A 15,153-nucleotide genomic window follows, 5' to 3' on the forward strand; every position below is an offset into this window, starting at 1 on the left:
ATCATTGACTAGGCATAACAAAATGGAACGCGTTAAGTTTATTACCATCTAAATCACGAAAATACCCCGCATAAAAGCCAGTCATCTCCCCCCTTGGTCCTGGTTCACCTTCACAGGTAGCACCAAGTTCAATTGCTTTTTTATAAAAAGCATCAACTTTTTCAGGTGAATCCATGGCAATAGCAACCATATTACCGTTCCCAACGGTGGCAGGTTGGCCATCAAAAGGTAAAGTTACTGAAATTCCCGGTTGATCGGGAGCCGTGGTCCAAGCAACAAATTGATCGGTTTCCATAAAACGTCCTGCACCAATGGTGGCAAAAAGTTGATCATAAAAGTCGACAGCTCTTTTCAGGTCATTTGTACCTAATGTCACGTAACCTATCATGATAGTTCCCTCAGTTTATTTATTGTTCATTAGCGTTAAAACATAGCAATTAGTTGTTTATCAAACTCCGCTACATTTATTGATTTGTCTTTTTCTAACAGTAACTCATTTAATTTTTGTTGTTCAAGTTTTACTGATGATAGTGTCAGAGTATTATCATCAAGTACATACACTTGAAGTAAACTGGTGTAATAGAAATATAAAATAACCATAGCTTTTTCATCATTTTTGTCAAAAGCCGCGGCTTTAATTTTTTTAAGTTTACGATAAATTAAGTTGTGGATTTGCTTTAATTGCCACACATAATAAATTTCTTTGAAAAATGTGGTGGTTTTTAAAAAATTAAGCAAGGCCGCACAACTTAATAAGGCTAAAATAACACCGGCTAAATTGTATTTAAAATTACTGGTAGCATTAGTCATACCTTCATTCATTTCAGGTTGTGACAAGATTTCCGTAAAAATTATTATTAAGGCAGCGCCATAAGCAACGGACAATATTGTTAAGGTAACGATAAAGCCAATAATAATTCGATTAAGTCGTTGTCTGTACGTGTTTTTATCTATCGATTCTAATTTCATTTTTATACTAATTTACCGTTAATTATTTACGTGAAGTTGAATACCGGAATAACGAGAAACTTGACTTTCAACACCTTGATACCAAACAGCTTTATTACTCTGTATGGTGATTTTAGCTTTCGCTCGTGTAATGCCAGTATATAAAAGTTCGCGGGTTAATAATTGATTATCTGTATTAGTGGGTAATAATAAAGCAACATGTTCAAATTCGCTGCCTTGAGTTTTGTGAATTGTCATGGCATAAACCGTCTCAAATTGAGGTAAACGACTAGGTAATATTTGTTTATATTGGCCATTTTGTTGTTCAAAATAAGCCATCAAGTGGCCTTTTTCGTTTTTCCATATCATGCCAATATCGCCATTGTACAAACCCAAGCTATAATCATTTTCATTGATCATAATGGGTTTAGCATGATAAAGGGTATTTTGGGGTTTAACGTAATGTCTCGTATTGCTACGACTCACAGACGAAAATGAAAATAATGACGGAAATAATGTTGACTCAATCAACAAGTTTATCGTTTCAACACCCGTATCACCTTGACGCGTGGCGGCTAAAAAACGAAATGTTGATAAAAGATGAAATGCTTGTTCAATTGATGTGGCTTGGCTTAAGGGGCGGTAGTATTGCTCTACCATGTCATTAAACCAGTTATCTTTTAATGTCGAAAAATTACATTCATCAACAAACATAAGCTGAGATTGACTGCCTTTTTTCGCTGCTTGTAACAATTGCCAACTTTGTTCACTATCACCAGAGATTACTAATTGAGCTAACACGCCGATACCACCTTTACCATCAAAACGTCGACTATGTGTTAAATAGGTTAAATGATCAGCTGGATACCTTTTACTTACCGGTAAATTTGCAATGCCGGTAACTTTTTCTAAGTATTGGCGATTACTTGCACTAAATTGCGCCTGTTTATTTGGTGTTAGATCGGATAAAACGCTACCAGCAGCAACCGATGGTAACTGTTGAGCATCACCTAATAAAATAACCTGACAGTGTTTGGGCAGTGCTCTAAAAATTCTCGCCATTAGTGGCAAATCGACCATAGAAACTTCATCGATTAATAGCACATCTATATTTAATAGATTGTCTTGGTGATGTCTAAAATTTGGGCTGTTGGGAATTACACCTAATAAACGGTGGATAGTTTTTGTTTCCGTTGGAATACTCGCTAAAACATGTTCGGGTAATAAAGCGCTGAAGCCAGCTTTTGCTTGATTAATAGATTCACTTAATCGTTGTGCCGCTTTTCCCGTTGGCGCGACCAGCGATATATTGAGCGATTGCGGTGTTTTTAAAAGTATTATCGCCGCTAATAATTTTGTTACCGTATAGGTTTTACCTGTACCAGGGCCACCTGCAATGATTGAAAATGATTTATTTAAGGCATTCGCGACGGCAACTTTTTGCCAATCTATCTGATTGGCTGGCTCGTTATTTTCATCCGGAAAAAGTAAATCTAAACACGCGATTATATCGGTTGATTGTGGTAAATGCTCTTGATCAGATAATGATTGATGCTGAGCTAAAAAGGCAATAATTTGTTGTTCAAAAAGAAAATAACGGCGTAAGTAAAGGTTGTTATGATGAAAAACTATACCTTGTTCTTGTTGTTCACCTATGTTTAAACCTACCAGGAGTTCATTAAGGTAAGCAAGCTCAGGAAACTGGAAACCTTGATGACTCACGACACCTGTATTATCACAATGATAACCTAAACGTTGCTGTGCTATTTTATTTATAGGCAAGCAACTGTGCCCTTGTCTAAGGCTAACACTTAAAGCGAGCAATAAGTGAAATAACACATCACAACACTGCTTGTCCGTTTTATTCTCTACAGTAGTCTGAGTTTTAACCAATCGGCTGATCAGGAGTTCGGTAAATTGTTTGGCTAAAAAGTAATCTATGGCTTCAACATCATAAATTTGCTTTTGTAAATCGATAAAGCGGCAATAAGGAAGGTACACTGTTGTCTCAGGATTATTCATTTTCATGGAGTTGCTCGTTTTTTTCTAAAGACAAATCACGTTTATTGACTAATGGCTCATGCGTTGATTGAACGCCGGCAAATAAGTTATCTAAACTTTCTAATTCCTGCGCTGAGATTTGACGGTAATAAACTCCGCAGTTTTTATGTTGTTCTTCATTAGTCATGCCTCGTAAATACAAATAATAAACACCACCAAAATCACGTTTCGGCTGGTAATCTGTCAGGGTGACACGTAAATAACGATGTAAGGCGAGCGAATAGATTAAATACTGTAAATCATAATGATGTTTGACAATATCATTTTGTAGAGCTTCACTTTGATAATCTAGGTAGTTATCCCCTAAGTAATTTGATTTGTAATCACCTAGATAATATTTGCCTTGGTGCTCAAAAATCAAATCGATAAAACCATGCATCATGCCTTTTAGCTGAGTAAAGTTTGGCAAATTTATCAAGGTGTTTTCTAAGACACCATACGGTGAAGTTTGGCGATGATTCTTTAAAATTTGCGCTAATTGTCTTGTTGATGATTGTTTTAATGGAAAATAAAACTCAACCTCTTTTAAACAATGATCATTAGAAATATCAGATAAAGTTAAACTTTCACTTAACGGCGAATGTAAGGTTTGTTGTAACCAAAAAGTCAGATCGTCTGTGGAAAAACCGGATGGTAAATCGCCATATTTAACCATTGGCCATTTGATACTTTTAGACCAATCAGGGTGTGAAAAAGATAAATGTTCAAAGATATCATGCAATAAATTACCCGTTTGAGCGCCTTTAGCTAAAGTAAATCTAAGTAAATCTTGATAAGGTGAGCTCTCTAACGGCTGATCAGTTGTTAAACCATCATTGTCTCTGTCGGGGAGTGAAACTCCTATATCTCGGATGTTACGACTTAACCCGGTAAATGAACTTAACCACCAATTTCGTTCGATTCGTCCTTTGAACTGACTGACTTGACCTAATGTATCAGAACTTTGTTTTGCTTGATAAACCAAAGTTTCAATATCAGTATCGACCAAAGTCAAACCAATACTTTGCGAAGGCTCTTGTGATAATGTTTTTAATGCTTGTGGAATATTGGTTTCTTTTTGCCATTTACAACATAAACCTAATGGCGAAAGATGACTATTTTCAAATGGTGTAGACAATACATAACAACGTTTCTCTGCGCGAGTGATCGCCACGTATAATAAACGAATGCTTTCTGCATAAGCTTCATCTGCCATCGATTTTTTAGCTTGGGCAGAGCCAGACAAACTGACAGATAAGTTGCCATTTTCGTCATGGGATTCAATCAATTGTACCGCTTGTTTCCCAAAGGTTAATGGGTTGTTGTGTCGAGTTGCAAATGGAATAAACACTATAGGGTATTCTAACCCTTTAGAACTATGTTGAGTCATGATACGAATGAGGTTCTCTTCACTTTCTAATCGTAATTCACTCTCACCTTCTGGAAATTCTGCAATACTTTGTTGTTCAAACCAATACAGTAATTCTTGTGGTTGTTTATGCCGTTGGCTGGCACTTTGAATTATCTCAAAAAGATGTAATAAATTCGTTATGCTACGTTCACTATCTTCACCAGAAAAATCCATCAAATCGTGCATCATTTTTAATGCCATAGTGATAAAGCTCTTCTTGAGCCATTCTTCACGTAATTGACTAAAAGTCACTTTCATCTCTTGCCAAGCAAGATCATCTTGTTGTAATTGATAAAATTCGTAAGGGCTAAAGGGTAATAATGGACAAGTCAAAGCCGCCGCAAAGTAACGTTCATTCTCTAAAAATAACACCCCCTTTAAAATTTGTAATAGCTGTTTTGTTTGTACGCTATGAAATAAATTAGTCCGATTACTTAAATAAACTGACGGTAAACCCGCATTAAATAATGCCAATTTAATATCTTTTGCTTCAGCTGCATCACGCACTAATAAGGCGATATCTTTTGCTACAACTGATTGTTTTTCATCAGTTAATAAATGAATAATTTCATTCGCGCACCATTTTGCCATTTCAGCTCTAAACACCTGTGTTGTTGGACGTTTTTGATCAGGCTTTTCAAAATGTACTAGTTGCAAGGCTGCATTTGCATTAGAGTCAGAGATAGTGAAATTGGCTTCATTTGCTTTTGCTTGTTTTAAAGCCCTAGGAGAAGGCTTTACCGGATGATAAGGAATATTAAAACCAAAAACGTCTTGACCTTTAGTCGATAACTCATCGCCATAAAATAATCGATTGTAACCCGTGATCATTTGACAACTTGATCGCCAATTGGTATCCATAATCCATTGATAATCACAATCTTGTCGTGCTGACATATAAGCAAATACATCGCCCCCTCTAAATCCATAAATTGCTTGTTTTGGATCCCCGATCATCATTAATCCACTGGTCAAATTGTCAGTTTGTCGGTGATAATATAATGATTTTAAAATAGACAATTGTTCAGGATCGGTATCTTGAAATTCATCGACAAGGGCAAATGGATATTGTTTTAGTAAAGTATCTGCGAGTTCATTGTTAATGTGACTACTCTGTTTCAACCTTTGTGCTAATGAAGTGATCAAATCATCAAAACTGAGCACATTAAGATGTTGTTTCTGCTCTTTGACCGACTGCCTAATACGATAAATACCTTCTCGTACAATAGATAATGCTTTTAATCTAGCGATATCATCTAACAGCGTTTTACTTTGTTCCTTTACAAGGTTAACGCGAGAAAATATTTCAACAAGTTGCGCTTTTACTTTTGAACGAGAAAATCGACGACCGTCAAAGAAAGCCACAGGCATGGCCTGTTCAATGTTTTGATGATCGGCTATCACATTTTCTAACCAGGTGATTAACTGGTGATATTCATCAGTACGTATAGTTTGAACTTCTGGTTTTTTATCATCAACAAGATATTGAAAAAGATATGCTTTGTGTGTTTGCAAATCAGTTAAAGCATCTTTAACTTTTAAAGAAAATTCATCTATTAACCATTCACTATCAATTAGCTCAAGTTCACAGTTTTTATTGATGGCTTTTGAAAAGTGACGAACCAAACTTTCTGGAACGGGCCAAAAAGCAATGACTTGATTAAAAGCTGTTTCATCTTCACTGCCTAACTGACGATACCAGTCTTGTACCGCTTGAAGTACAACGGTTTGTTGTTCCACTTCCATGGTGGCATTAAATGAAATTTGGCTCGCAAATGCATGCTCGGTCAATACCCGTTTACAAAATCCATGAATGGTAAAAATTGATGCTTCATCTAAAAACAATAACGCTTCTTTTAATATGTGTGTTGCTTCTTGAAAAGAAACTTTTTCAGCAATGTTTATAAAGAACTCTTCTTTTAAACAGAGTGATTGCCAATGTTGTAAAGTAGAACGAATTAATTGGTCAATACGACCACGAAGCTCTTCAGTTGCGTCTTTTGAAAAAGTCATAACGAGAATTTGCTTGACGGTCAATTTTTTTTCAAGGAGCAATCGCAAATATATTCGCGTGATATTATGAGTTTTGCCAGTACCCGCACTTGCTTCAATTAAGTGGATGCCAGTTAAAGGAATTTCATGGGCGACGAGATTTTTTGTCTCAGGTACTTTCGTTAATGTGCTCATTATTTCACCTGCTGCAATTGATTTATTATTACGTCATATACCATCATTAATTGTGCTTGGATTTCAGAAAAATCTGGGCATTGGGGCCAGAAAAATTCAATATATGGGTCTTGACCAAATGCTTGTTTGTTGTAATCGTCATTCCAAAATTGTTCAAATTGTTGCTGGTTAAAATCGTTTGTTTTATAAAAGATATGCGCTATATCACTATTTAGTAACAGGGCTTGTGACTGACCTTGAATAAAAATCAATAATAATTGACTGAGTTGTTGTCGAGGGTTATCAATTACCGGGTAATAATATTGGAGAGTTTTTTTATCGTTGCTTTTAAAATAAAAACCATGACTAGATTTTATATTTCTGAGTATACGGTTTAATACCTGTGTTTCTTCATCAAGCGCTTGGTCAATATCATTATTTTCCAGCCACACCTCAACAATCAATAAATTAAAATATAAACCTAAAAAGTCTTTAATTTTTGGTGAACTACTACGAAACTGCACAAGTTTATCGTCACATATCTGTATTTTTGTCTCAATCTCAACAATCTTTTCTTGAGTGCCCTGTTCATTATTAACAAGAATAGGTAGAGTCAAAGTAAGATTCATTGTGGTGATATCAGCTAAACAATGCGCTTTAACATAATCAACAAAATAAATGCTATCACCAATTAACTTTTCTAGCTGAACATCTTGATGTGGTAATTGTGGAAACTTACCCGATAAACTCGCCTCCTGCTTAATATTTTCTAAAAAGTTGATGCTAGTTTGCCCATCTTCACTTAACGCTATGTCTTGTAAGTGGGAATCTTCAGTCGTAGGACTGATTAAACCATTTAATATTTTCTCTTTAAACAGGTATCGGGATAAATGATCACTATCAAAAGGCTCTGTATCTTGCAGTGTTTCTGTTTGGTTATCGAGATAAAGCGATAACTTACTTTGAGCAAAAAATCGAGAAGGATGAATAAAAAACCGTGTAAGCTCATGAACGCTAACCGTTAGGTTCAATCCATTAACAGCCAAACTGTCTTCTTTATCAGACACATCTTTTATCAGCAAACTATCTGATGTCGCTTGCTTATTTAACTGTCGCAGGGGTGATAACGTTAACCACTTTTCATCAAATCCTGCGTATTTACCGAGATAGTTTTTTTCACTATAAGGCTGCATGGCTAATTGACGGAGATTGTCTGTATTATCGGTTAATAATGACCAGCCGAAAGCATGTTCAAGATAATCCATTAATTCTTTTAGCACGAGCGAAGGTTGTTTCGGGTTGTTATTTTTAATGCTACGACCTTGATAACTAAGATATAACGCTTGTCTTGCCGATATAATAGCTTCAAGAAATAAATAACGATCATCGCCCCGTCGGGAACGGTCACCAACTCGGCTTGAAGAGAGTGACATAAGGTCAAAGCCCAATGGTGGTCTTTGACGAGGGTATTCACCATCATTTAGCCCTAAAATAGCTACAACTTTAAAAGGGATACTTCTCATGGGTAACATTGAGCAGAACGTCACCTGCCCAACCATAAACTGTCGGCCTGGCTCTGGTTGGCTAAAATGAGCATCTAAAAATTCTCGTAAAATCGTTAATTCAATTTTTTGATCAAAATTAGCGTGTTGACAATATTCAACAAATAATTCAATTGCGGAAAAAATAGTATTAAAGTTATCGTCTTGGTTGGTTTCAAAAATCTGTTCAATGAAAGTGAGTAAAAATTGATGCCAATCTTGTGGGGTTCTAGGAGTATTTAACGTATGTGTAAAGTATTGTAATTGTTCAATAATGAGCATTAATTTACCCAATGCTATTGCATCACTTCCTTCAACGTCTGCTAAAACCAATTGATTTTCATAGATGGTGTCTTGATCTGAAAAAGCAAAACCAGTTAATAAACGCCGTAAACCATATTGCCAAGTAAATTGCTCCCCGATAGATTCAACACCTAAAATACTCTGCTTATGTGCAACGTTTAATCCCCAATGGATACAAGCATGTTCAATCCATAAACTATATTTTTCAATTTCTTCAACTTGTATACCAAACTTAGTTTGCATAGCCGGTAGTCTTAACCAAGCAAGTATTTGACTTACTTGAAAACGACTGTCAGGTAACGTTAACAGCTCTGAAAAGGCAGCTACCAGTGGCTCAGAATCTTTTGCCGTTCGATCTGAAATAGAACATGGCAATGGTGGAATATCATTGTCTAATTCTTGCCATCCCCTAGCAAACACGGCATTGACATATGGCGCGTATGTTTCTACTTGCGGACACATAACTAATACGTCTTTTGGGGTTAACTCATCGTCCTCATTAAATTGATGTAATAACCAATCATGTAACCCTTGCACTTCACGTAAGGCACTATGGGCACTGGTGATGACTATAGAATCATCTTGTAAATGAGTAGGAGATGACCGTCTATCAAAAAGTGTTAAAATATCGTCTTGAATATGGGCAAGTACCGATGGTGGTGTTGAATTTCGTTGTTGAGCTGTTTTTTCAAACGCATCAATATTTACTGTAGAATATTGTTGTAATAGCACAAGAAATTCACGGCCTTGTTGACCTAGGTTCGCTAATAATGGATTACCAACTGAGTCATTATTTAATTGATGGTCAGCGGTCCATCGCTCACTATTTTTTATGGCTTGCTTTTCACTTAAAATATCCCCCCAATAATCGACACAAGGATTCAAATGAAAAAAATGAACCTCTGTCACATCGCTTAAAGCATTAATAAAAGATAACCACATAGGAGCCATGGCGTTAATGCCAAATAAACAAATACGCTTTGGAATTAAATGAGCATGATTTGCTAAGTTATCTTGAGCTTTTTCTAGTAAGTTAAGTGGGTTGTAATCTTGCTCTGCGACCAAAAATTGCCATAATTTAGCTTGCCATTTTTCTAATGTGTGAAAATTATCTTTAAAGCAAGATTCATTTAATTCGGCCAAAACTGATTGAGAAAATTTACCTGCTTGCCAAGCATCAATCCAATCAGGTCGAAACACAAGGTATTGCTCAAATAAATCGGCGAGTTGACAGGCTAATTGATAACGCTTTAAATTTTCTTGCTTAGTAAAATTTTTATTTAAATGATGTGACGAAGCTTGATCATGCTTTAACCAATAACCCGTTACGGCTGAAAATTCTTCATCTTCAAGTACAATATTTTCGCCTAAAAGTACATAGATACGCCATGACATAGCTTCTCGAGAAAATGGTGACTGTTCAACCCCATCGCCTTTATCGACAAGGGCTCTCACCAATCCCCACAAGAATTGCGCTGGTAACGCGTAATCAATATTAAAGCTGATCCCTCGTTTATTAGCTAAAGACATATTCAGCCAGTGTTGCATGCCCGCATTTTGGACAATAAAGACTTCTTTGGAGAAAACAGGTAAAGGAGAAATTTGTTGAATTTTTTCAACAAGCGCTAATAAATTTTCCATTTTATTGGCGGGATAAAGGTAGATCAACAGACAACCTAATTATCAAATAAGTATTAAATGAATTTAATCATATTGAGGCACAGATCACTAGTAGAATTGGCGTTAAACTCAAACTTTCAAATAACAGTAGTCGTTAAGAAAGTAGTTGGATTTATTGAATAAAATCAAAATGAGTTTGATAAAACTTGCCCACAATAGGTAGATACCTGCGCTGACCGTTAATCGCATGAAATAAACCTAAAAACCAGGCCATTATGACACCAAGACAAAGCAACCAACCAATTAATGGGATAAAAGCCAACATAGCGCCTGTAAGAATTAAACCAAGCGATTGTCGAAGGTGAAAACGCGCAAAAGAGGATTTATGATCGCCATATAAACATAACGCGATTAACCATCCGATGACGGTCAGATAAGAAAGAACAGAGACGATTTTCACCATGTCATATTGTAAACGACTATCAGAATGAGAAAACATAAACTCAACCTTCATTAATTCCATTAACTATAAATCTAGCTGCGATCAGATATCTAAGCAAGACCACAAATGTGATGGTTTTGTGAAAAGTAAGTGAGGTTATTTATAAGGTATTTATTTTAAAGAAGAATATCCTATTAATATTTATTTGTTATAAAAACAATAAATTACCAACAATTCAATCTATAAAATTGATTGAAAATTAAAATCTGAAGTAGAAACAGGTTGTTTAGCACAATGGTCGATGTTTTCTATTTACAATGACATTTTGGACATAATTAATAACACCATTTATTAAAAATATTGAGTTTAACCTTTTAACTATTTTTTTTATTTTTAATCATGGATGAGTGAATGCGTTTATTGAATCGCTGAAATTGTGTTTTCATTTGTGTGATTAATCTTGCTTGTTTCTCAGGAGAATTTCTTTGATATGCAATTGACTGAAAGCTTGACATAAGTTGTTGATAATCTTTTGCAAGATGAACGTCAAAATCAGCAATTTGTTTAACAAAGTTATTTTCTATTTGTTCATGACCTTTCTTTAATCCAATTTGAGTTAATTTTTTGTGAATTTGTTGATAATAGTAAATCCAACGTGGTGCCCGTGTGTTGATTCTACCCCACCACTGCCTGAGCCAAAAAGTTATAGCAACCATGAATAATGTAGCTGATATAACCAAGACAGTAGCAAGATCAAAATTTTCTCCAAACCAACTAGTGAACAACTGACTTTGTTTTTCTTGCGTAAAGTTTATAACCAGTTTAGTCCATAGGTAATCAAGCGCTTCAAATTGTAGTAATAATTGACTCAACCAAAAACCTGAAAAGTAGTTATAAACGTCAAAATTATTTGATAATGATTGTTTTTCTAAAAGAAGTTGCTGTGAAAACCCTTGTTCTACACGACTTGGCTCAACCGAAGCCGTAGGATCTACCCTAACCCAACCTTCGTTTTCTAACCAAACCTCACTCCACGCATGCGCATCCCTTTGTAAAACACTAAAATAATTACCTTGGCTATTATATTGGCCGCCTAAATACCCCAATACCATTCTTGATGGAATGCCGGCGGCTCGCATCAGAAAGGTAAAACTACTGGCATAATGTTCACAAAAACCTGCTTTTGTATCGAAATAAAACTCATCCAAACTATTATTAGTTAATATCGGCGGGTTAAGTGTATAGCGATAATTTTCTTGTCGAAATGTCGTTAACACCTGTTCTATCAGCTGTTTGTTATCAGCGTATTTACTTTTAAGCTGCTTGCCAAACTCAACGAGTAATGGATTCGTATTTGGATTAATCGCTAAATATTTATTGTGAATTTCTTTGGTCGATAATAATGCTGGCGGATTACCAATCAAACTCGTCACTGAGTATGATAAAGGCTGGGCAATTTTTTCCCGACTTAAAATCGTACGATCTTTCAATTGGAAGACGACTTTGTTCTGTTTAACGTCTTCTAATTTTGCTACATCTAACGCATACAACCAACGTTGAAAACTAGGCTCAGCTATCACTTGATAGGATAATTGAGGTGTACTTATATCGATATTTTGAACCGACTGTTCAGGTTCAATCAGATCTTGTTTACTTTTTTTACTCCTTCGCCACGTCGTACCGTCAAATTGATCTAAGACAATGGCCCGCCAATACATTTGTCGATAACTTGGCGTGGTCTCGGTAAATTCTACTCGAAATGCTAATTCATTTGATAAAGCTAAACGAGAAATATCACCTATGGTGACTTCGTCACTTAAGCCGGTTTTGGCAGAATTGGCCAGCGGAACATGCCATAAAGGAGAGAGCTTTGGCATAAATATAAATAATACGATGGCAAGAGGTAAACTTTGCAATAACAATTTTGCTGTTTGCTTGATGTGAGTAGTTAAATGATTATCTTTAGAAAAATAATTCAATAACCATGCTAGGTTTAATATTAGTAAACAAAATATCACCACGGTAAAGTAAATTGATTGTGTAAATATAAACGCCGTCGCTAGTATAAAAAGGCCTTGGACAACGAGCTGATAAAAATCCTTTCGGTAGCGTAGTTCAAATGGTTTAAGTAAATAAGCCAAACACAATAAATGGACCATTCCTAATAAAAGCCCTAAATGTTTAGCAGAGATAACTAATAAAAGACAGCCAACAATTGAGACTAAAATTTTTACCCAATTTGCAGGTTTTGCCATATATTGCAAAGATATAGCAAGTTGCCAGAGCAAACATAATAAACTTAATGAAATAAACCATAAAGCCAGCTCGGTCATTAATGCCGATAAATTAAGTAGTTGAATAAAGATCAATTGCAACTTCAGGGCATTAGATAAAGTAATTTCAGCATGGTTGCTAGCTTTAGCTTTTTTATTGCTTCGAAAAGAAAACATGCTAAGTATCCTTTTGATCAAACATACTATTTACCATTTTAAAGTCGTAAAATATATTAAGCATGATAGATTGCCAGCGCTTTTAAACATTGATTAACATGCGCTTGTCCACTACCCGCTTCAATAAATGCTTCTTGACTTTGACCGGGTAACGATAAACCAAATTCAACCCCACTTTGATGATATTGAAGCACTAAATAGCACAGATTACTGAGTTTATTTTCTACTGTTGAACTTGGCATGTCATTAAAATCTAAAATCAAAGCATGACTATGAGGATCACTATGTTGCTTGGTATGCCAAATATTCCTTTTAGCCACTTGTTTCCAAGCAACTTGACTTAAAGGCTCCCCGCGTTGATAACGCTTTAAATCATAAAAGTCGTCACCTTTTGTTAATACACTACTTTCAACCGCTAAATTATCTTCAAGCGGAGCGCTGACATGGTTGTTAGAATAGGATTGGCACTCAAGCACTTTGGGAAAGCAGATCACGCTAATATCAAACTTTAATTTTGTCCAACATTTGAATAGACCTAAAGGATATTCACTAACAATAATTAAACGACCAAGGTGTTTTTCCCCTCGAGTTTTATATTTTACAGGGATGGTTACGGTTTTTTTATCTTTGATTGAAGCCACTGAGATAGGTTTTTGTTCTGAAAAGGAGAAAGTAAAAGATTGTTTATATTGCTGAGCTGAAATATTAATAGGAATGATAATTTCTTCATCAACAAACCCAAAATAAATACCATTACCGTCCACTTGTAAACCCGCCATATTAAAAAAACTATAAAACATGGTTGTGATAAATAAACTCGTAAATAAATAACTCAAAAGGATGATGAGGTTATTTTGATAATTGGTTCCTAAAATAAAAAGCAAAACGATAAAAAAGATGAAGGCAAGACCAAATCGGCTAGGCAAAATAAAGATATTTCTTTGTGCAAGCTTATGATTAGGCTGACTTGGCATACGTTGATTCAACCAAGTATCAAACTTTTTAGTGAGAAATTGGTCAATTAATCGACTTAACTTACGTAACATAGCTTATGAGCATCCATGATGAGTTAAACGTTTTAATCACTGAAAAATGATGCGCTATCAACTGTACTCAGTATTTGTGTTGAGAATGATTCGTGACTGGTCATTTGACGCCCAACCATTCTATGTTCACAGACGGCACTAAACACTGATTTAATATCGTCAGGAAGGACATGATCTCGATTATCAATAAATGCCCAAGCCTTCGCTGCAGCGATCAGCGCTTTGCCTGCTCTAGGTGATAACGGATTTACGGCTAATTGGCCACTGCGAGAATGTTCAAATAACGCAATAACATAATCGATAACCGGATCTGAAACATAAAGATTACTGATTTGTTTTTGTATTGTTTGTAATTTTTCTAGGGAAATAATCGAATGTATTTCCTCATAATTTAACGAAATATTGGCAGATTTTAATATTTGTTGTTCCGCCTTTTTATCTGGGAAGCCTAATGAAATTCTCATCATAAAACGATCTAGTTGAGATTCTGGCAAGGGATAAGTTCCTGCATGAAATAATGGGTTTTGTGTTGCAATGACAAAAAAAGGTCTGGGTAAAGAATGCGTGCAGCCATCAAGACTAACACTATTTTCTTCCATCGCTTCTAATAACGCACTTTGTGTCTTAGGGCTGGCTCGATTGATTTCATCGGCTAAAACGACTTGGTTAAAAATAGGCCCTTTGTGCAAGGTAAACGTATGTTTTTCTGTATCGAAAATTGACACGCCTATAACATCAGCAGGCAACAAATCGCTGGTAAATTGAACTCGTTGATAATTTAACCCTACTGAAGACGCTAATACATGGGCTAAAGTCGTTTTTCCCATACCGGGTAAATCTTCAATCAATAAATGCCCTTTTGCTAGTAAACAGGCTAGTGCTAATTTGACTTGTTCAGGTTTACCGATCACAAATCGTTCAATCTGTGATAACGCTTGAATGACGAGTTCTTGCATGAATATCCTTTTACTAAAATGGTTTAATAAAAATTTATTGACCTTAATCAACAAGTTCTACCTTTGAGTATGACATGCTATCTGCTCGTTAACAAAGCAGATGATAGAAACTTAAATAGTGCCTGTTATTTCTACATAATAATGAATTGTTTTTACACGTCAAAGTGTCCGTTGATAACTACAATATTAACTTTTAATCAATAAAAACAATCCGTTAATGATATTACTTA

Annotated in this window: 9 protein-coding genes; all 9 read right to left on the reverse strand. The window is 35.5% G+C overall.

From position 1 onward, the window contains the following. Position 1 precedes the first annotated feature (1 nt). The 9 genes from ABXH06_RS16670 to ABXH06_RS16710 all read right to left on the reverse strand — a co-directional run bounded on the left by ABXH06_RS16670 (position 2) and on the right by ABXH06_RS16710 (position 14,923). The gene (locus ABXH06_RS16670; protein ID WP_311584873.1) at positions 2-388 is read right to left on the reverse strand and encodes a VOC family protein; all 387 of its coding nucleotides are present in this window, start codon (positions 386-388) and stop codon (positions 2-4) included. Positions 389-423: 35 nt separating this feature from the next. After that, positions 424-969 carry a DUF3087 family protein gene (locus ABXH06_RS16675; protein WP_311584870.1) on the reverse strand — a complete coding sequence of 182 codons (546 nt, stop codon included), beginning with the start codon at positions 967-969 and terminating at the stop codon, positions 424-426. Between the two features lie 18 nt (positions 970-987). Next, positions 988-2,976, reverse strand: coding sequence for an exodeoxyribonuclease V subunit alpha (gene recD / locus ABXH06_RS16680; RefSeq protein WP_353518935.1), 1,989 nt, complete (start codon positions 2,974-2,976; stop codon positions 988-990). Beyond that, positions 2,963-6,586 (reverse strand): exodeoxyribonuclease V subunit beta, encoded by a 3,624-nt coding sequence (recB, locus tag ABXH06_RS16685; RefSeq protein WP_353518936.1) that lies wholly within the window; start codon positions 6,584-6,586, stop codon positions 2,963-2,965. The genes recD and recB overlap by 14 nt, the downstream gene beginning before the upstream one ends. Then, positions 6,586-10,077 (reverse strand): exodeoxyribonuclease V subunit gamma, encoded by a 3,492-nt coding sequence (recC, locus tag ABXH06_RS16690; RefSeq protein ID WP_353518937.1) that lies wholly within the window; start codon positions 10,075-10,077, stop codon positions 6,586-6,588. Before recC ends, recB begins: the two co-directional genes overlap by 1 nt. 124 nt (positions 10,078-10,201) lie before the next feature. Continuing rightward, complete coding sequence (locus ABXH06_RS16695; protein ID WP_311584858.1) at positions 10,202-10,528, reverse strand: DUF4870 domain-containing protein; 327 nt, start codon at positions 10,526-10,528, stop codon at positions 10,202-10,204. A 317-nt stretch (positions 10,529-10,845) separates the two neighbouring features. Further along, the gene (locus ABXH06_RS16700; RefSeq protein ID WP_353518938.1) at positions 10,846-12,921 is read right to left on the reverse strand and encodes a transglutaminase TgpA family protein; all 2,076 of its coding nucleotides are present in this window, start codon (positions 12,919-12,921) and stop codon (positions 10,846-10,848) included. A 56-nt stretch (positions 12,922-12,977) separates the two neighbouring features. Further along, the gene (locus ABXH06_RS16705; protein WP_353518939.1) at positions 12,978-13,967 is read right to left on the reverse strand and encodes a DUF58 domain-containing protein; all 990 of its coding nucleotides are present in this window, start codon (positions 13,965-13,967) and stop codon (positions 12,978-12,980) included. A 32-nt stretch (positions 13,968-13,999) separates the two neighbouring features. Next, positions 14,000-14,923: an AAA family ATPase gene (locus ABXH06_RS16710; RefSeq protein ID WP_353518940.1), complete on the reverse strand. Its 924-nt coding sequence runs from the start codon at positions 14,921-14,923 to the stop codon at positions 14,000-14,002. Between the last annotated feature and the right edge of the window lie 230 nt (positions 14,924-15,153).

Source organism: Thalassotalea sp. SU-HH00458 (genome assembly GCF_040362795.1).
GTDB classification, from domain to species: domain Bacteria; phylum Pseudomonadota; class Gammaproteobacteria; order Enterobacterales; family Alteromonadaceae; genus Thalassotalea_H; species Thalassotalea_H castellviae.

What these genes read in the sequence shown, in the direction of transcription:
- ABXH06_RS16670 (WP_311584873.1), bottom strand. Translation starts at nt 388, where the DNA reads ATGATAGGTTACGTGACATTAGGTACAAATGACCTGAAAAGAGCTGTC.
- ABXH06_RS16675 (WP_311584870.1), bottom strand. Translation starts at nt 969, where the DNA reads ATGAAATTAGAATCGATAGATAAAAACACGTACAGACAACGACTTAAT.
- recD (WP_353518935.1), bottom strand. Translation starts at nt 2,976, where the DNA reads ATGAAAATGAATAATCCTGAGACAACAGTGTACCTTCCTTATTGCCGC.
- recB (WP_353518936.1), bottom strand. Translation starts at nt 6,586, where the DNA reads ATGAGCACATTAACGAAAGTACCTGAGACAAAAAATCTCGTCGCCCAT.
- ABXH06_RS16695 (WP_311584858.1), bottom strand. Translation starts at nt 10,528, where the DNA reads ATGTTTTCTCATTCTGATAGTCGTTTACAATATGACATGGTGAAAATC.
- ABXH06_RS16700 (WP_353518938.1), bottom strand. Translation starts at nt 12,921, where the DNA reads ATGTTTTCTTTTCGAAGCAATAAAAAAGCTAAAGCTAGCAACCATGCT.
- ABXH06_RS16705 (WP_353518939.1), bottom strand. Translation starts at nt 13,967, where the DNA reads ATGTTACGTAAGTTAAGTCGATTAATTGACCAATTTCTCACTAAAAAG.
- ABXH06_RS16710 (WP_353518940.1), bottom strand. Translation starts at nt 14,923, where the DNA reads ATGCAAGAACTCGTCATTCAAGCGTTATCACAGATTGAACGATTTGTG.